Source organism: Oceanobacillus sp. CF4.6, assembly GCF_051262635.1.
In the GTDB taxonomy this organism is placed as follows: domain Bacteria; phylum Bacillota; class Bacilli; order Bacillales; family Amphibacillaceae; genus Oceanobacillus.
Genome location: NZ_JBIMEX010000006.1, coordinates 88936 through 107134, shown reverse-complemented (window position 1 = coordinate 107134; position 18199 = coordinate 88936). Strand labels below are relative to the sequence as shown.

Genomic DNA, 18199 nt, shown 5'->3' with positions numbered 1-18199 from the left:
TTCGCTGTGGATTGCAGTCCTTGTATCTAACCGGGCTCCCTTTACTTATCGAAATGATTCGTTTCAATCATTATCATATCTTCGCCTATTTTCTTGATGGAGTTCCAGCGTATTTTCGTTTCTTCTCCCTCTTTCACTAATCCAAACCACTTATAATTTGGTATGATAAATGATTCTATCTGTCCAGTTACTTCATCGATTTCTAGGTCTGTCTGTCCTAGAATCCCCATCCGCGTACCCTCATTTACATTTATAATTTCCTTGTCACTCATTTCTCTAAATCGCATTTGTCCGGCCTCCTGCATTTGTTTATATTTCATATATATGTAGGGGTAAAAAAACCTATGTATAAAATGTGGGACGATTATTTTTTGAAGCCTCCGAAAATGAGCAAAAACGGCTTCAGACCATAACTGGTTTGAAACCGTTTTTTTTAATTATTATTAGCTGGCGCAATTAGCGCACTTGATGCCTGATTATTAAATACTTGCTTTATGACTTGCTCAACGGAATCATGACTGACTGCGTCTATTTCTCGAATCATTTCGTCCAACGTACGATGACGCTGAAGCAGTAGCTCATTTCTGCCGTTTCTTGACATCCTACTATTTGTGCTTTCCAAACTAAGCATTAAACTTCCTTTTAGCTGCTCCTTGCTATTTCGCAGTTCCTTATCTGAAAGACCGTCTTTGATCATGATATCCACTGTCTTTTTAATGGTATCTCTTAGCAGCGATAACTGATCTTTCCCGGTACCAGCATAGATCGTAAGTAATCCATTATCCAAAAATGTCGAATGATAGGAGAAGACTGAATATGCAAGTCCTTGCTTTTCCCGAATATCTTGGAAAAGTCTGGAACTCATACTTCCACCAAGTACATTATTCATAATCACAAGACTGTAAATATTTTCTTCACCTTGAGGAAGTCCTTCAAAACCTAGACATAGATGTGCCTGCTCTGTATCTTTATTACGCTCAATCGAATCAGCAAGAAAAGATGGTTTTAAAATCACATTGGTATCTTTAGGATATTCATAATTGCCAAAGTAACTTTCAACGGTATGGATAAAAGAATCCTCCACATTCCCAGCAATGGAAACAACTACATTATCAGGTGTGTATCGTTGCTCAACATATTTCCTAAGCAGACTAGGATCAAAGGTTTTTAATTGTTTTTCAGTGCCTAAAATCGGATAACCCAATGGATGGTCCCCGTAGGATGCTTTTGCCAGTAAATCATGTACAATATCATCGGGCGTATCATCATACATTTTTATTTCCTCATATACTACTTTCTTTTCTCGTTCCATTTCTTCTTCGTCAAAAGTAGAATTAAAGAACATATCAGCAAGTATTTCCAAAGCATATTCTTTATGGGTATCTAATACTTTCGCATAATAACACGTATATTCTTTTGATGTGAATGCGTTAATTTGCCCACCGATAGAATCAAATGCTTCGGCTATATCTTGTGCAGATCGGGTCTTTGTTCCCTTAAAAAACATATGCTCCAAAAAATGAGAAATTCCATTATTTTCAATGGTTTCATTTCTAGAACCAGTAAGTACCCATATACCGATTGTCACAGAACGGACTGCCGGTATCCTTTCCAATACAATACGTAAGCCATTTTTGCTTATATGCTTATCTATCAATACTTTCCCTCCTAATATTTCTGAAACAGGTCTTTGGATACACTACCTGTCTTCACTGAGAAGTAAATCAATCGTTCCTATTTTGTATCCGTTATCTTTAATTAATTTTATAAGTTGATGCATTCCATTTGCAGTTGAAGATGTCGGATGCATCAGCAACGTGGCACCAGGATGTAGTTTTTCTTGTACGCGATTAATCATAACAGAAACAGAGGGATTCTTCCAATCAATCGTATCAACGGTCCAAAGAATGGTTTCCATATTTAAATTATAAGCAGACTGGATTACTTGATCATTGTAACTGCCACTCGGAGGGGCAAACCATTTTGGTTTTTTACCTGTAATTGCTTTCAATATTTGATTTGTCTGATCGATTTGATTAATGTTTTGTTGAGCAGACAACTTTGCCATATCTGGATGGTTGTAAGCATGGTTACCAATTACATGTCCCTGTTCGTCGATCATCTTTACAAGCTCTGCATTTGCTTTTCCCCATTTACCTTCAACAAAAAAAGTTGCTTTCACTTTATTTTCCTTTAGGATACTTAAAATCTCTGGAATATATTCCTCTCCCCAAGAAACATTGATCAATAATGCTACCATCTTTTTTTCTGGATGGCCACGGTAAATTGGTGAAGCAGGTAAATCGTTCAATGTAATTTCAGGAGTTATTTGTTCATACACGAGTAAAGATTCATCATAGATACCATTTGATTTCATTTTTTCATATGATTTTTCCACATTTACTTTCAAACCGTTTCTACCAGCTGTTTTTTTCCATACCTCATCAATATAAGCATTTTGAGGTTTCTGAAAAAGGCTTTTACTATTTTCTTCGATTTCCATATATAACGTATCACTTTGAACTGTAGTCTGTGTATCCAATATTGGCGGATTAAACGCAAATGGATTATATTCAATATCAAACACTGTCACCACGAGAATTAAAAATACAAATAAGTTTACATACTTTCTGTAATTACCCATACATACCCCTCCCCTTACATTCCTATGCACAAGAAGGACAAGTATGAATGAATATTAAAAGCGAGGCGACTGGGTAGAAGCAAAAAAAGAAACTGGATTATTCAGCTTCTTTTTTCATTCCGATAATTTTATTGTTGCTTAGCATTTTCAGTTCTTTCTTTTTCTTCCAGAATAACAGCTTTACGAGAGAGATTAACTCGTCCTTGACGGTCTACCTCTTTAACCTTAACCATAATCTGATCACCAATAGAAACAGCATCTTCTACTTTACTTGTTCGCTCTTCAGCCAATTCGGAAATGTGTACCAAACCATCTTTTCCTTTAAATAATTCAACAAACGCGCCAAACTTTTCAATACGTTTAACCGTTCCTAAATACATCTGACCGACTTCAACTTCGCGTACAAGATCTTCAATGATTTTCTTCGCTTGATCATTCATGGAAGAATCAGTTGATGAAATAAATACACCTCCATCTTGTTCGATGTCAATCTTAACACCTGTTTCCTCAATGATTTTGTTAATTTGTTTACCGCTCGGCCCAATAACATCACGGATTTTGTTTGGATTAATGGACATTGTAAGGATTTTTGGTGCAAACTCAGAGAGCTCTGTCTTAGGCTCATTAATTGTAGCGAGCATAGATTCAAGAATCTGCATCCGTCCTTTTTTAGCTTGTGTTAACGCTTCTTCAAGAATTTCTCTTGACAAGCCATCTATTTTAATATCCATTTGCAGTGCTGTTACACCCTCAGCTGTTCCTGCAACTTTAAAGTCCATGTCACCTAAAGCATCTTCCATACCTTGAATATCTGTTAGGATTGTATAATCTTCACCGGATTTCACAAGCCCCATTGCTATTCCAGCTACAGGTGCTTTAATCGGTACGCCAGCATCCATCATAGCTAATGTACTAGCACAAATACTTGCCTGAGAGGTCGAACCATTGGACTCTAATACTTCTGAAACCAAACGAATTGTATAAGGGAAATCTTTATCATTTGGAATGACCTTTTCAAGTGCTCGTTCACCTAATGCACCGTGACCAATTTCACGACGTCCTGGCCCTCTAATTGGTCCTGTTTCACCAACACTATACTGCGGGAAATTATAATGATGCATGAAACGTTTAGACTCTTCCAGATCCAAGCCATCCAGAATTTGAACATCACCTAATGCACCTAATGTACATACACTTAAAGCTTGTGTTTGTCCACGTGTGAACAATCCTGAACCATGTGTCCTTGGTAGAACGTGAATACGGGAAGATAATGGACGAATCTCTGCTGGTTTACGACCATCAGGGCGAATTTTCTCTTTTGTGACCAATCTGCGAACTTCTTCCTTAACCATTTTATCCAAAATGGATTTAACTTGCTTAACTATATCAGCTTCTTCTTCTTCATATGCTTGTAGTACTTCTTCTTTTGTATGTGAAATGGCTTCTTCTCTAGCATGCTTTTCTTGTACTTGAATTGCTTCAATTAATTTATCTTTTGCTTCAGCTTCCACTTTAGCAGTTAATTCTTCATCCAATTCAAATAATTTAATATCCGATTTCTCCACTCCAACAGCTTTTACAATCTCCTCCTGGAATGAAACAAGACGTTTAATTTCATTATGTCCAAACATGATTGCTTCAAGCATGACCTCTTCCGGTACTTCATCTGCTCCAGCTTCTACCATGTTAATTGCATCTTTTGTTCCAGCAACAGTTAATTCAATATCACTTTTTGCTTCTTGTTCAATAGTCGGATTGATAATAAACTCACCATCAACTCGTCCAACATTAACACCAGCAATTGGTTCTGCAAACGGAATATTGGAAGTTGAGAGGGCAATTGATGAACCAATCATTGCTGCAATTACAGAAGGACAATCTTGGTCTACACTCATAACAGTGCTAATAACTTGAACTTCATTCCGGAAACCATCTGGAAATAAAGGTCGAATAGGACGGTCAATTAAACGGGAAGACAATATCGCTTTCTCACTTGGGCGCCCTTCACGTTTAATAAATCCTCCAGGAATTTTCCCTACCGCATATAATCGTTCTTCATAGTTAACTGTTAAAGGGAAAAATGGTAAATCTTTAGGATTTTTCGATGCAGTAGCAACAGATAATACGGATGTATCCCCGTAATGAATCATACATGCACCATTTGCTTGTTTCGCAAGTTCTCCAGTCTCAACGGTAAATTTCATTCCTGCGATTTCTGTGGAGAATATTTGTTTTTCTTCTGCCATTAGTAATAGTGCTCCTTTCAATACAACTTTCTATTGTCATTTTGTAGTTTATAAAACTAAATGTAAATTTTATCCTAATTTCTTGCATACGCTTGCGTTTCTCTTTATAGAATAAACTATAGAAGTACAGGAATCAAACCGCAACTATATAACTGATATTTAATTGAAAGATAAAATTTAAATCAAGCATTTATGTAGTAAAGAATTAATAGTAATAAGAGGGAAGCCCAATGTGCTTGGAGCTTGAGCTATATGTGGTTATATATGGCGTCTACAGCATACCACTTTCACTTTGATCATTTCCTAAGTAATAATAGAAAAAGCAGGATTTCTCCTGCTTTTCAAGTAAATTATCGGCGTAAACCGAGTTTTTTAATTAATTCACGGTAACGAGTAACGTCATTATTACGTAGGTAAGTAAGTAAGTTACGACGTTTACCAACCATTTTCAAAAGACCACGGCGTGAATGATGATCTTTCTTATGAAAACGTAAATGTTCGTTCAAAGAATTGATATCCTCAGTAAGTACAGCGATTTGTACTTCTGGAGAACCAGTGTCAGTATCATGAACTTTGTATTCATTAATGATTTCATTTTTACGTTCTTGTGTAATAGCCATCTGGTGCACCTCCTAGTATTATTATATCCCCAGTCTCCCAGCAAACGTCGGAGTTACGATATGCCAAGGGACGGTTTTACATAAACAAGCATAACGCTTCTCAAGAAAAAAATCAAGTCCCCGTGTTGCAATCCTTTTATTGTAATTCACTATAAAAGTAAGCTCTAATATTTCTTTCATCCAGTGCCATTTGCGTAATTAAAGAATCCACACTGTCATATTTTTCTTCTTCCCTGATGTATTTATGCCATTCCACCAGTAACTCTTCCCCATATAAGTCATTATTGTAATCAAAGATATTTACTTCGGTAGATAGGTCTTCTCTATCTGCAGTAAAAGTGGGATTTGTACCGATATTTGCCATACCTTCATAAATCTCATTTTTATAAATAACTCTAACGGCATAAATTCCTGGCTTTGGCAGCAACACATCTTCATGTAAGTCAAGATTGGCAGTCGGATAACCCAATTCCTTACCACGTTGGTCTCCTTTAACCACGATACCACTAAAGGTCAATGGTCTACCAAGTAGATTATTTGCGGCATCCACCTTACCATTTTTCATTAGCTCACGAACCTTTGTAGAACTAACTTTATCATTTTCCACTGTAACTTTATCAATTGCTGTATAACTGAATTTATCACGCGTATATTCTTTTAAATTTTCCATATTACCTTTTCCCTTATGGCCAAAAGAATAATCAAATCCTGCTGTAAGATGCTTTATATTTAAACCAATAATAAAATGATCAATAAATTCCTGTGGCGATAAATTTGAAAGTTCCTCGTTAAATTTAATAATATATAGACGATCAACATGAAGTTTCTTCAATAATTCCTGTTTCTGTTTCAGTGGGGTAATATAGTTCACATGCTGTACACCTTTTTTTAAAACAACGGATGGATGTGGATGAAATGTAATGACGGCACTATCCATCTTTCTTGTTTCAGCTTCTTTAACAGCTGTCTTTATAACCTCTTGATGCCCTTTATGTATGCCATCAAAGAAACCAATAGCACAGACTGTCTCTGGCAGTTCATCCAATACGAATGTGTGTGGATAAGTCAACTCGATGGTTCTCATATTCTTTCACCTGCACTTTATAATCATTCACTGAAAACGCGAACTGGTTTTATTTGTTCTGGTTTTTCAGGGTGTTGTTGATAGATTGCTAATAATTTTTCATTATACATAACAACAAATGGATCTGTGTCAAGGTTCTCCACCGGTTTTGGCAGCTTCTGTCCATTCATTACTTTATTTTTAGTCTCTTCGTCGACTTGAAGTATATCCAGATGGTTAACTCCTTCTATAATGGGACGAAGTAATTGATTTTGCTCACTATTTTCAACCGCTTCTTCTATAGTATCAAATGTTACTGTATTTTTCTCGGAAAATGAACCAGTTTCTGTCCGTACTAGTTCAGACATATGAGCTGGATAACCTAATTCTTTTCCAATATCCACACATAATGTTCGAATATATGTACCTTTTGAACAAACAATCTTCATACGGATTGTATAATTCGATGGATCATACGATAATTTATCAAGTTCATAAATCATTACTTCTCTTTTTGGTCGCTCCACGGATTCATTTGCTCTTGCATATTCATAAAGTTTTTTTCCATTGACTTTAACTGCAGAATACATTGGTGGAATTTGCACAATTTTACCTCTAAACAATTGTATCACGGAATTAATCTCAACTTCAGAAGGCATATCATTGATTTCCCTTTGCTCGACAACATTTCCATGTGCATCTTCTGTATCTGTTGCGGAACCCAGTTTCAATTCAGCAATATACGTTTTTCGCGTATCTGTGAGAAAAGGAACAATTTTTGTTGCCTGTCCGATACAAATTGGTAAAACACCTTCCACTTCTGGATCAAGTGTACCGGTATGCCCAACCTTTTTTGTTTTAAAATATTTGCGACATTTCATAACACAATCATGCGATGTAAAACCTTTTGGCTTCCATAATGGCAAAATACCATCCATCTTACCAACCTCCATTAGGTAGTAATTATATAATTCGGGTATGGAAAAAATCTGACCCGCTACATTTGCTATGAACAGGTCAGATTACATCATTTTATTTATTTAAATCTCTCAGAATCGTTTCAATTCTGTTTCCATATTCGAAAGCTTCATCAAACTCAAAAGTCAATTCCGGCGTTTTCCGCAGTCGGATACGGCTGCCAATTTCTGACCGGATAAATCCTTTAGCTTTAGCAAGCCCTAAAAGTGTATCTTGTTTTTTCTTTTCATCACCCAGAACAGAAATGAAGATTTTTGCCTGTTGGAGATCTCCAGTGACTTCTACATCTGTCACTGTAACAAATCCAACTCGCGGGTCCTTTATTTTACGAACCAAAATATCACTTAATTCTTTTTTCATTTGTTCAGCTACTCGGTTTGCTCTTAATTCAGCCAATTCATTCACCTCAGTTAAAATGAGACTAATTATAATCTCTCCACATTTGTTATGGTGCGTTCAAGCTCTGTATAGCCATCAATCGTTCCTAGTGCATGGTTTATTATTTTTTCCGCATGGATGTAGTCCGTTGAAATTGCCACTATTCCAATTTTAGTCCGCTGCCACAAGTCATGATATTCAAGCTCAGTGACAGCAACATTAAAATTATTATGCAATTTCGCAAATATCTTTTTCATTACAGAGCGTTTTGCCTTCAGTGAATGTCCTTCATACATGATACACTCTACTTCAGCATATACGATCATTTGCGTTTAATTTCTTCCATGACAAAGGCTTCAATAATGTCGCCCTCTTTAATATCGTTGAAATTGGCAATTGTTATACCACATTCATAGTTTTTCGCAACTTCCTTAACATCATCCTTAAATCGTTTAAGTGCCAATAATTCCCCTTCATAAAGAACAACACCATCACGGATAAGTCTAACACCTGCATTGCGCGTAATTTTACCTTCAGTTACATAGCTTCCTGCAATTGTACCAATTTTAGACACCTTAAATATTTCACGAACTTCAGCTTGCCCAATTACTTTCTCTTCAAATTCAGGATCCAGTAATCCTTTCATAGCTGACTCTATTTCTTCAATAGCACTGTATATTACTCTGTGTAGACGGAGATCCACTTTTTCTGATTCAGCTGCATTTTTTGCATTTACATCCGGTCGTACATTAAAACCGATAACAATTGCACTGGATGCTGAAGCAAGAATAATATCGGATTCTGTAATTGCACCTACTCCAGTGTGAATGATTTTAATGTTGACGCCTTCCACTTCTATCTTACGTAAAGACGCTGCCAAAGCTTCAACGGAACCTTGAACATCTCCCTTAACGATGATATTCAATTCTTTCATTTCACCTTGCTTTATTTTCTCAAATAAATCATCCAAGCTAACTTTCGTCTGCTCGCCACGATTTGCTACAATATGTTTCTGCTGACGAGCTTCACCGATTTGACGAGCTTTCTTTTCATCTTCAAATACTAGGAATTGATCTCCCGCCTGGGGAACATCATGTAGTCCTGTGATTTCCACCGGTGTGGAAGGTCCAACTTCAGTTACGCGTTTACCAATATCATTTACCATTGCACGGACACGACCATACGTATTACCGACTACGACCGTGTCTCCTACGTGCAATGTTCCATTTTGGACGAGTAATGTTGAAACAGATCCTCTTCCTTTGTCCAATCTTGCATCAATTACCGTTCCAGATGATGATGCATTCGGATTTGCTTTTAATTCCTCAATTTCTGCAACAAGCAAAATCATCTCAAGTAAATTATCGATTCCTTCATTATTTAATGCAGAAAGGTTTACAAAAATTGTGCTTCCGCCCCAATCTTCAGGTATTAACTCGTACTCTGTTAATTCCTGCTTAACGCGGTCCGGATTTGCACCTTCTTTATCGATTTTATTTACTGCAACAATGATTGGTACACCAGCTGCTTTAGAGTGGTTAATCGCTTCAACAGTTTGCGGCATAACACCATCATCAGCCGCAACTACCAAAATAGCAATATCTGTTACTTGTGCACCACGGGAACGCATGCTTGTGAATGCTGCGTGACCAGGAGTATCTAGGAAAGTTACTTTTTTGCCTTCATTTTCAACCTGATAGGCACCAATATGCTGAGTAATACCGCCTGCTTCCCCAGCAGTTACTTTCGTATGGCGAATGGAATCAAGCAGCGTTGTTTTACCATGATCAACGTGACCCATAATTGTAACAACAGCTGGTCTTTCAATTAGATTTTCTTCTTTATCTTCTTTGATATATTTATCAAAATCAGTATCTTCCAATATGATTACTTTTTCTACTTCAACTTCGTATTCACCACAGATCAATTCAATAGCCTCATCGTCTAAATCCTGGTTTTTAGTAGCCATGACACCCATAAACATTAATTTTTTAATTAACTCAGCAGCCTCTTTATTTAATTTAGATGCCAAGTCATTTACAGTTAATGTATCGCTGTACGTAATTTTTTTCGGTGTTTCTTTTACAATCTTTTGAACTGCTTGCTGATTTCCTTTTTTAGGACCATTTTGTTTCTTATTTTTGTTGTTGTGATTTGGTCTGTTTTGCTGACCATTGTTTCTAAATCCGGCGTTTTGGTTACCGCTTTTTACAGTCTGATTTGGATTCTGCTTTTTTTGACTATTGGACGTATTTTGACTTGAATTGCTTTTCACTGCCGGTTTGACAGCTTCTGGTTTTGATTGCTTTGCTTTAGGATTAAATTTTTCATCCAATTTTTTCACCATATCATCTGAAATTGTTGACATATGGTTGGAAACTTCTACTTTTAAAGTAGTTAAATAATTGATTACATCTTTACTAGTTGTATTGTTTTGTTTTGCATATTCATATACACGCATTTTACTCATACGTTCACCCCCGAATTTGATTACCCGAGTAACGACTTTATCTTAGTAGCAAAACCTGCGTCCAAGATAGCAATAGCTACTCTATGGGATTTTCCAATTGCATTTGATAATGTTTCCCTATCATCTGCAATGATAAAAGGTACTTCATAATACTTACATTTGTTTGTTAGTTTTTTCTTCGTCTGTGGCCCGATATCACTTGCCAATAGAACCAGTTTCGCCCTGTTTGAGCGGATATCTTTTAAAATTGTCTCTTCACCGAGGGAGAGTTTACCCGCACGTTGAGCGAGACCAATCAGGTTTAAGTAATTATTTTTCATGGTGATTACCACTAATAAGTTGCTTTAGTTCTTCATAAATGGAAGCGTCCACTTCTGCATTCAGTGTTCGATTCAGCACATTTGATTTTTCCGCTTTTAGAATAACATCAAGATCACGCGATAAATATGCGCCTCTTCCATTTTTTTTACCAGTTGGATCGACAAAGACTTCTCCTTCTTTATTACGCACAACGCGTATTAGATCCTTTTTTGGTTTCATTTCATTTGTTACAACGCATTTTCTTTCAGGTATCTTTCTTTTTTGAACCACTTTTAAGCCCTCCCTTATTCAAACAAGTCCTTGTCATTGTCAGAATAGGAATCTTCGTTATCGGATACTGTTAACAGACCTTCTTCTCTTGCTTCTGTTTCACTCTTGATGTCTATTTTCCACCCTGTAAGCTTAGCAGCAAGCCTAGCATTCTGACCACGTTTCCCTATAGCAAGTGACAATTGATAATCAGGTACAATAACTGTGGTAGCTTTTTGCTCTTCGTTTACTAAGACATCAACTACTTTAGAAGGGCTTAAGGCATTTGAAACGTAAACGACAGGGTCATCTGACCATTCAACGATATCGATTTTTTCGCCCTTTAGTTCATTGACGATTGCTTGTACACGCTGCCCTCTTTGACCAACACATGAACCAACCGGGTCCACTTCCGGATCTTGTGCAAAAACAGAGATTTTTGAGCGGTCGCCAGCCTCTCTTGCAACTGATTTAATTTCCACAGTTCCATCAAAGATCTCAGGGACTTCCATTTCAAATAAACGCTTCAATAGACCAGGATGTGATCTAGAAATATAGATTTGCGGTCCTTTACTTGTGTTTTCCACTTTAGTAACAAACACTTTTAAGCGATCATGAACATGATATTCCTCTGTCGGCATCTGTTCGGCTTCAGCTAGCTTAGCTTCAATTTTCCCAAGATTAACATATACAAAACGTGGATCCATTCGCTGTATGATACCTGTCATGACATCTTCCTCACGATCAATATATTCAGAGAATATAACGCCACGTTCAGCTTCCCGGACTCGCTGTGTAACAACCTGTTTTGCTGCCTGTGCAGCAATACGTCCGAAATCTTTAGGTGTCACTTCCACTTCTATAATGTCTTCCAGTGAATAATTCGGGTCTACTTTTTTTGCCTCTTCCAGTGAAATTTCAAGTTGAGCATCCTCAATTTCTTCTACTACTGCTTTTCTAGAATACACGCTCATCTTACCGGTTGTTTCATTAAGTTCGATCCTAACGTTGGTTGCAGATTTGAAATTTTTCTTATAAGCTGAAATCAGGGCGGCTTCCAATGCTTCCATTAGAATAGATTTATCAATCCCTTTTTCCTTTGCCAAATTATCAATCGCATCAAACAACTGACTGCTCACTATTGTTTTCCCCCTTCAATTAAAACATAACAGCAAGTCTTGCTTTCGCTATCTTGTCGTATGGTATTTCTACCTGCTTTTTCCTTGTTTTAATTTTGTATTCAATTGTCACAGTGTCATCTTTAAACGCTTTTAAAATTCCTTCAAATTCTTTTTCGCCATCGATCTGTTCGTAAAGCTTTATGAAAACATTGTTATTTATATTTTTCACAAAGTCCTCTTTTGATTTTAAAGGTCGTTCCACTCCGGGTGAGGAAACTTCCAGAAAATAAGCTTCTGTTATTGGATCGGTTTCATCCAATTTTTCACTTAGTTGCTCAGATACTTCTCCACATTCTACAATATCGACTCCGCCTTCTTTATCAATATAAACCCTTAAGAACCAATTCTTTCCTTCTTTAACATACTCAATATCTGCAAGTTGCAAATTTTTTTCTTTTAAAATGGGATTCAATAATTCTTCAGTAATTTTAATTACTTGGGAGCTCAACTTACGTCCTCCTTAATATAGCTGTATTTATGCTTATTATAAACCATTCTGGACAATTTCATCTGGAAACTTCCAAAATCAATATAAAACCCCTGCCGGTTGTTATGGCTAGGGGAAGCTTTTCTAAAATCGAAAACAGTATGAAGAAAGAGCGGGCTAAAAACCCACTCTTTCAAACCGTCCGTATCGTTACTTTCCAGATTATAGTATAGCATAAGAGATTTTTCAGTGCAAGATTTGTACCTGCTCCACTACTTTACTTCGAGGAATTCTCCTAATGCTTGTTGAAGTGTTGCTTTCGTTTCAATATTATTACCATAGTTCAAGTCCCTATTAATAAAATGCGAAACTACTTCTGGCCTCATTCCAGTAATGATCCCTTTACAACCCATCATGGTAATACCATCAATCAACTTTATGAATAAATGGATAGCGTTACTATCCATTTTAGCGAGACCTGAAAGATCAATTATTAAAGTTTGTACACCTTTTTGGCTAATATCGTTTAAGACCTTTTCTTCAATAATATTACCGCGGAATTCATCTAGCATACCAATTAGTGGTAAAATACTTACTTTTCCTGTAACAGGAATAATTGGTGCGGAAAGACTCTCAACCAACTCATTTTTTGATTCAATTAATTGATCCTTGTATGCAGAGTAACTTAAAAAGAAAGAACGGAAAAATTCATCAACCAAACTATTAATATTAATTTGTAAATTATAATAATCTTCTTTTTGATTTAACTTTTCCCCAACACGATCATACTCATAAAGAAATCCCCAAAGTGTTTTTCGTATAGCCTGAATCCACTCCAGTTTAAAAGCAAGGGTTAGGCTGTGTCCCGCCCATGCAACTCCTTCTCTTTTTGCTAGCGCCGTTACTGCTTCAGGCTTATTATCCACCACACTTAGAACCAGATTATATGCATTCTCCAATAAATTTATATTACCGATCAAGTTAATCTCTTCTACTTTGTCTCGAACCTGTTCAGCTTCCTCCAATAACATTTCCTCAAACTCTGCCCTGTTCTCTATAAAAAAATCCATTATCTCCTGATCTCCATCGTAATTTAAATTCATATAATCATCCCCTAGAAAAGTATAAAAATAAGCATTGTTGTAATTTATTAATAAATTCTTTCATTATTATAGCATAATAGGTAATAGGAGCATAACATGCACCTACACAACAACTTAGTCTTATTTATCCATTTTACGCTGCGAAGGTTGAGTCACTAAAATAATGATAATTGATTCTTATCCGCCATACCTTCCATACAACCTTGATTGTCTAAAGTTTCCAAAACAGTTTTTGAAATCTTACTTCTTTCACGCAGGTCTTCTTTAGAAAGGAATTCCCCATCTTCACGAGCCTTTACAATGTTGAGGGCTGCATTCGTTCCCAATCCATCAACTGCATTGAATGGTGGGAGCAAACTATCGCCATCCACGATAAAGTCTGTCGCACTGGATTTATACAAATCCACTTTTTTAAAGGAGAAACCTCGTTCACACATTTCAAGAGAAAGTTCCAAAACAGTCAGCAAGCTTTTTTCTTTTGGTGTAGCATCGTTTCCTTTTACTGTGATGCTTTCCATTCGACTGCGAAGTGCAGGTGGACCTTTTACCATAGAATCTAATTCAAAGTCATCAGCTCTTACTGTAAAATAAGCTGCATAAAAGAGAATAGGATGATGAACTTTAAAATAGGCAATACGTACAGCCATTAATACATACGCTGCTGCATGGGCCTTTGGAAACATATATTTAATCTTTTTACAGGATTCAATGTACCAGTCAGGAACATTGTTTTTTCTCATTTCTACAATCCATTCATCCTGTAGGCCTTTCCCCTTACGTACAAATTCCATAATTTTAAATGCTAGTGACGGTTCGAGTCCTTTATGCATTAAATAAACCATAATGTCATCACGGCAACCAATAACATCAGGCAGTTCACATATCCCATCGTTAATTAAGTCTTGGGCATTCCCCAACCAAACATCCGTTCCGTGGGAGAGACCAGAAATAATTAATAGTTCTGCAAAACTATTTGGTTTTGTATCTTCAAGCATCTGCCTAACAAATTTCGTTCCAAACTCTGGCACTCCCAATGTGCCAGTTTTACAATTAATTTGTTCAGGAGTAACACCAAGCGCCTCTGGTCCCGAGAAAATTTTCATTACTTCTCCATCATCTGTCGGGATTGTTTTCGGATCAATTCCACTAAGATCCTGTAACATTCGAATAACGGTGGGATCATCGTGTCCGAGTATATCCAGTTTCAACAAATTATCATGTATCGAATGGAAATCAAAGTGGGTTGTTCGCCAATCACTATTTCGATCATCTGCAGGAAATTGTATTGGTGTAAAATCATAAATATCCATATTTTCCGGTACAACAATAATTCCGCCTGGATGCTGCCCAGTTGTTCGTTTTACTCCTGTACATCCCTGAACAAGGCGATCTACTTCAGCATTTTTATATACTAACTGCTTATCTGATGCGTATCCTTTAACGTAACCATAGGCTGTCTTTTCTGCGATGGTACCAATTGTTCCCGCACGATATACATTATCAACTCCAAATAATTCCTTTGTATAATTATGTGCTCTTGGTTGATAAGCTCCAGAAAAGTTCAAATCAATATCAGGAACTTTATCCCCTTTAAATCCAAGGAATGTTTCAAACGGAATATCCTGTCCATCTTTTGTTAATTCCGCATCACATTCAGGACATTTTTTATCAGGCAAGTCAAATCCGCTTGCAACTGAACCATCTGTTAAAAATTCATTGTAATGGCATTTCTCACAAACATAATGCGGCACTAATGGATTTACTTCTGTTATTTCAGTCATCGTCGCAACAAAGGATGACCCCACAGAACCCCTTGAACCAACTAAATAACCATCATCAAGTGACTTTTTAACCAGTTTATGTGAGATAAGATAAATTACAGCGAATCCATTTCCTATAATACTGTCTAGTTCTTTCTCAAGTCGATCGACTACAATCTGTGGTACAGGCTTTCCATAAATTTTCTCAGCCCTTGTATAGCAGAGATCACGTATATCTTGCTCTGCGCCCTCGATTGTTGGGGTATATAGCCCGTCTCTTACTGGAGAGAGTTCTTCCATTTGATCTGCAATAGCATTGGAATTCTTGACTACAATCTCATATGCAACATCATCACCAAGAAATTTGAAACATTCCAGCATTTCATTTGTCGTACGGAATGGTGTGTCAGGAAGCGTTTGCCTGTTTAATGGGTTTCCAGCCTGTGCTCCTATTAATATTTGACGATACTGTTTATCATGATCATCTATATAATGGACGTTTCCAGTCGCAACCACAGGTTTATTCATTCGTTTACCCAGTTCAACTAATTTTTTTATAATATCCAAGATTTGCGATTCGTTTTGGACTAAGTCTTTTTCAATTAAATGCGCATAATTAGCAGGTGGCTGAACTTCGATATAATCGTAAAATTCTGCTGCCTGTTCAGCTTCTTCAGCCGATTTTTGCATCATGGTCTCGAAAACTTCACCCTTATCGCAAGCAGTACCGACGACTAGTCCAGCGCGTAGTTTTTTCAAAAGTGACCTAGGAATCCGTGGTACACGGTAGAAATAATCGATATGAGCACTGGAGACAAGCTTGTACAGATTCTTTAAACCTTCCTGTGTTTGCGCGAGTATTGTACAGTGATGTGGACGAGAGCGTTGATATGCATCCCCTTCCCCCATATGATTGTTTAATTCATGATGATTGGTAATATCTCTATCTAATAATTTTTGAACAAGCTTCCATAACAAATAACCGGTAGCTTCAGCATCATAGATTGCTCGGTGGTGCTGTGTCAGTTCAATATCCAAATGTTTACAAAGCGTATTTAAGCGGTGATTTCTTAATTCAGGAATTAGAAATCTGGCAAGTTCTAATGTATCGATCACCGGGTTTTTTGCCTTTTCTTGATCAAAGCGTTTTAAGCCTTGATTTAGAAATCCCATATCAAAACTTGCATTATGCGCTACGAGAATGCCGTCCCCCATCCATTCATTGAAGTCCTTTAAAACATCCTCCACTTCGGGTGCACTTTTAACCATATCATCCGTAATACCTGTTAAATTAATAGTGGTTTCCGATAATGGGTGATGAGGGTTAGCGAATGATTCAAAGCGATCCGTAATCTCACCTTTTTGAATTTTAACCGCTGCAAGTTCAATTATCGTATCATAAACGGCCGACAAACCTGTTGTTTCCACATCAAATACGACAAACGTTTCGTACTCAAGGTCCCGATCAGACTCGTTATAAGCAATTGGTACACCATCATCAACCAAGTTTGCCTCCACCCCGTAGAGTATTTTAATATTATGCTTTTGCCCGGCAGCATGGGCATCTGGAAAACCCTGTACCCCGGCATGGTCTGTAATAGCAACTGCTTTATGTCCCCATTTTGCGGCTTGAGTAACAAGTACGTCGGGTGACACGACGGCATCCATCTGACTCATCGTCGTATGCGCATGGAGTTCCACCCGTTTATCATCTTCAGGTGCTTTATCAATACGTGTAGCTACTTTTATTTCATGAATATCATTAGCCATCATTGCGAGTTCATTGGTGTACATATCGGTTTGAATGCTACCTCTCGCTTTAATCCACATTCCCTTTTTCACATTTGCAAACATTGCAGCATCTTCGTCACCTTTAGAGAACATTTTTATCTGTAAGGAATCTGTATAATCTGTTGCTTTAATAATAAGCAGGCTTCTTCCAGAACGTAATTCTCTCACTTCTGAGGCAAAGATGTAGCCTTGGACCGTCACGCGACGTTCTTCCTCAAGAATTTGGTCCATTGTAATTGCCTCATCTTTTATTTTATAACCGATGGCGAGCGGTCTATTCTCATGATTTTCTTTTTCTTTATCCCGTTTTTCTTTTTCCTGGACCGTTTTTAATACTAACTGTTGGTCTTCAATAGCTTTTTGATCTCTGAACTTTTGAATATCAGCTGCATCGGTTTTAACATTAATGTCAAGCGCATAGGCCAGAACTCCGATTTTACTGCAGTAATTTCTAAAATCAGCTTCCAACCTTTTCTTTAGAGCGCTCGCTTCTGCACCATTTCTTGCTGTTAACATAAGCTTATTGTTGTTGACCTCAGGAATTTGATTTTGTACTAAGTCTCTATAAGCAGGAGATAGTTGTGTTAGTGATGTAATAAAGTGCTTCCAGTAACCGCGGATGGTTACATCATTACAGTTTTTATTTTCAGCTTCAATGGTTAGCTCCACTTTTGCAATTTGCTGAAAAGCATTCTGCAACTTTGACATAAACAACTGATACACTTCTATAGGTAGGACATAATCAATATGAATATGAAAATGCCATATTTTAGTACTTTTATACACTTCCAGTTTTTCCAGGTAACTGTCTTTAAAATATTTTGTAATGTAATCATTGGACATTTCTAGCTGTTTCAATAGTAGTTCCATTTTTTCTTTTTTGGATATGTCCATTATTACACCTCCTACAACTTAAAAATTTCAAGCGATAATAGCTTATGCCCTTGTCAGAGAAGACAAGGGCATAG

General features: G+C 37.0%; 16 protein-coding genes. All 16 read right to left on the bottom strand.

Translation table 11 applies throughout. The annotated features are described in order from the left end of the window. Window positions 1-41 precede the first annotated feature (41 nt). A complete protein-coding gene (locus ACHABU_RS11195; protein WP_435764945.1) occupies window positions 42-287 on the bottom strand; it encodes a YlmC/YmxH family sporulation protein in 246 nt (81 codons plus the stop codon). 146 nt (window positions 288-433) lie between these two features. Further along, window positions 434-1657, bottom strand: coding sequence for a M16 family metallopeptidase (locus ACHABU_RS11190; protein WP_435764943.1), 1224 nt, complete (start codon window positions 1655-1657; stop codon window positions 434-436). 42 nt (window positions 1658-1699) lie between these two features. Then, a complete protein-coding gene (locus tag ACHABU_RS11185) occupies window positions 1700-2644 on the bottom strand; it encodes a polysaccharide deacetylase family protein (RefSeq protein ID WP_435764942.1) in 945 nt (314 codons plus the stop codon). 128 nt (window positions 2645-2772) lie between these two features. After that, window positions 2773-4890 carry a polyribonucleotide nucleotidyltransferase gene (locus ACHABU_RS11180; protein ID WP_435764941.1) on the bottom strand — a complete coding sequence of 706 codons (2118 nt, stop codon included), beginning with the start codon at window positions 4888-4890 and terminating at the stop codon, window positions 2773-2775. Between the two features lie 350 nt (window positions 4891-5240). Further along, entirely contained in the window at window positions 5241-5510 is a 270-nt protein-coding gene (gene rpsO, locus ACHABU_RS11175) for a 30S ribosomal protein S15 (RefSeq protein ID WP_435764940.1), read from the bottom strand. A 136-nt stretch (window positions 5511-5646) separates the two neighbouring features. Beyond that, entirely contained in the window at window positions 5647-6594 is a 948-nt protein-coding gene (locus ACHABU_RS11170; protein WP_435764939.1) for a bifunctional riboflavin kinase/FAD synthetase, read from the bottom strand. A 23-nt stretch (window positions 6595-6617) separates the two neighbouring features. Continuing rightward, window positions 6618-7511: a tRNA pseudouridine(55) synthase TruB gene (gene truB / locus ACHABU_RS11165; protein ID WP_435764938.1), complete on the bottom strand. Its 894-nt coding sequence runs from the start codon at window positions 7509-7511 to the stop codon at window positions 6618-6620. 94 nt (window positions 7512-7605) lie between these two features. Next, entirely contained in the window at window positions 7606-7947 is a 342-nt protein-coding gene (gene rbfA, locus ACHABU_RS11160) for a 30S ribosome-binding factor RbfA (protein ID WP_435764937.1), read from the bottom strand. Window positions 7948-7976: 29 nt separating this feature from the next. Continuing rightward, window positions 7977-8255: a DUF503 domain-containing protein gene (locus ACHABU_RS11155; protein ID WP_435764935.1), complete on the bottom strand. Its 279-nt coding sequence runs from the start codon at window positions 8253-8255 to the stop codon at window positions 7977-7979. Next, window positions 8252-10399, bottom strand: coding sequence for a translation initiation factor IF-2 (gene infB, locus ACHABU_RS11150; RefSeq protein WP_435764934.1), 2148 nt, complete (start codon window positions 10397-10399; stop codon window positions 8252-8254). The genes ACHABU_RS11155 and infB overlap by 4 nt, the downstream gene beginning before the upstream one ends. 20 nt (window positions 10400-10419) lie before the next feature. Continuing rightward, entirely contained in the window at window positions 10420-10719 is a 300-nt protein-coding gene (locus ACHABU_RS11145) for a L7Ae/L30e/S12e/Gadd45 family ribosomal protein (RefSeq protein WP_435764933.1), read from the bottom strand. Further along, window positions 10709-10990, bottom strand: a complete 282-nt coding sequence (gene rnpM / locus ACHABU_RS11140) for an RNase P modulator RnpM (RefSeq protein WP_435764932.1) — start codon at window positions 10988-10990, stop codon at window positions 10709-10711. Before rnpM ends, ACHABU_RS11145 begins: the two co-directional genes overlap by 11 nt. Window positions 10991-11004: 14 nt before the next feature. Then, a complete protein-coding gene (gene nusA, locus ACHABU_RS11135; RefSeq protein ID WP_435764931.1) occupies window positions 11005-12108 on the bottom strand; it encodes a transcription termination factor NusA in 1104 nt (367 codons plus the stop codon). Between the two features lie 19 nt (window positions 12109-12127). Then, window positions 12128-12598, bottom strand: coding sequence for a ribosome maturation factor RimP (gene rimP, locus ACHABU_RS11130; protein WP_435764930.1), 471 nt, complete (start codon window positions 12596-12598; stop codon window positions 12128-12130). Window positions 12599-12849: 251 nt separating this feature from the next. Then, the gene (locus tag ACHABU_RS11125; protein ID WP_435764929.1) at window positions 12850-13680 is read right to left on the bottom strand and encodes an STAS domain-containing protein; all 831 of its coding nucleotides are present in this window, start codon (window positions 13678-13680) and stop codon (window positions 12850-12852) included. 155 nt (window positions 13681-13835) lie between these two features. Beyond that, window positions 13836-18125, bottom strand: coding sequence for a PolC-type DNA polymerase III (locus ACHABU_RS11120; RefSeq protein ID WP_435764928.1), 4290 nt, complete (start codon window positions 18123-18125; stop codon window positions 13836-13838). Window positions 18126-18199 lie beyond the last annotated feature (74 nt).

Excerpts from the sequence above, each read along its gene's own strand:
- ACHABU_RS11125 (WP_435764929.1), bottom strand. The coding sequence starts at position 13,680 with ATGAATTTAAATTACGATGGAGATCAGGAGATAATGGATTTTTTTATA.
- ACHABU_RS11185 (WP_435764942.1), bottom strand. The coding sequence starts at position 2,644 with ATGGGTAATTACAGAAAGTATGTAAACTTATTTGTATTTTTAATTCTC.
- ACHABU_RS11120 (WP_435764928.1), bottom strand. The coding sequence starts at position 18,125 with ATGGACATATCCAAAAAAGAAAAAATGGAACTACTATTGAAACAGCTA.
- truB (WP_435764938.1), bottom strand. The coding sequence starts at position 7,511 with ATGGATGGTATTTTGCCATTATGGAAGCCAAAAGGTTTTACATCGCAT.
- ACHABU_RS11170 (WP_435764939.1), bottom strand. The coding sequence starts at position 6,594 with ATGAGAACCATCGAGTTGACTTATCCACACACATTCGTATTGGATGAA.
- infB (WP_435764934.1), bottom strand. The coding sequence starts at position 10,399 with ATGAGTAAAATGCGTGTATATGAATATGCAAAACAAAACAATACAACT.
- ACHABU_RS11195 (WP_435764945.1), bottom strand. The coding sequence starts at position 287 with ATGCGATTTAGAGAAATGAGTGACAAGGAAATTATAAATGTAAATGAG.
- ACHABU_RS11155 (WP_435764935.1), bottom strand. The coding sequence starts at position 8,255 with ATGATCGTATATGCTGAAGTAGAGTGTATCATGTATGAAGGACATTCA.
- rpsO (WP_435764940.1), bottom strand. The coding sequence starts at position 5,510 with ATGGCTATTACACAAGAACGTAAAAATGAAATCATTAATGAATACAAA.
- ACHABU_RS11180 (WP_435764941.1), bottom strand. The coding sequence starts at position 4,890 with ATGGCAGAAGAAAAACAAATATTCTCCACAGAAATCGCAGGAATGAAA.
- ACHABU_RS11145 (WP_435764933.1), bottom strand. The coding sequence starts at position 10,719 with ATGAAAAATAATTACTTAAACCTGATTGGTCTCGCTCAACGTGCGGGT.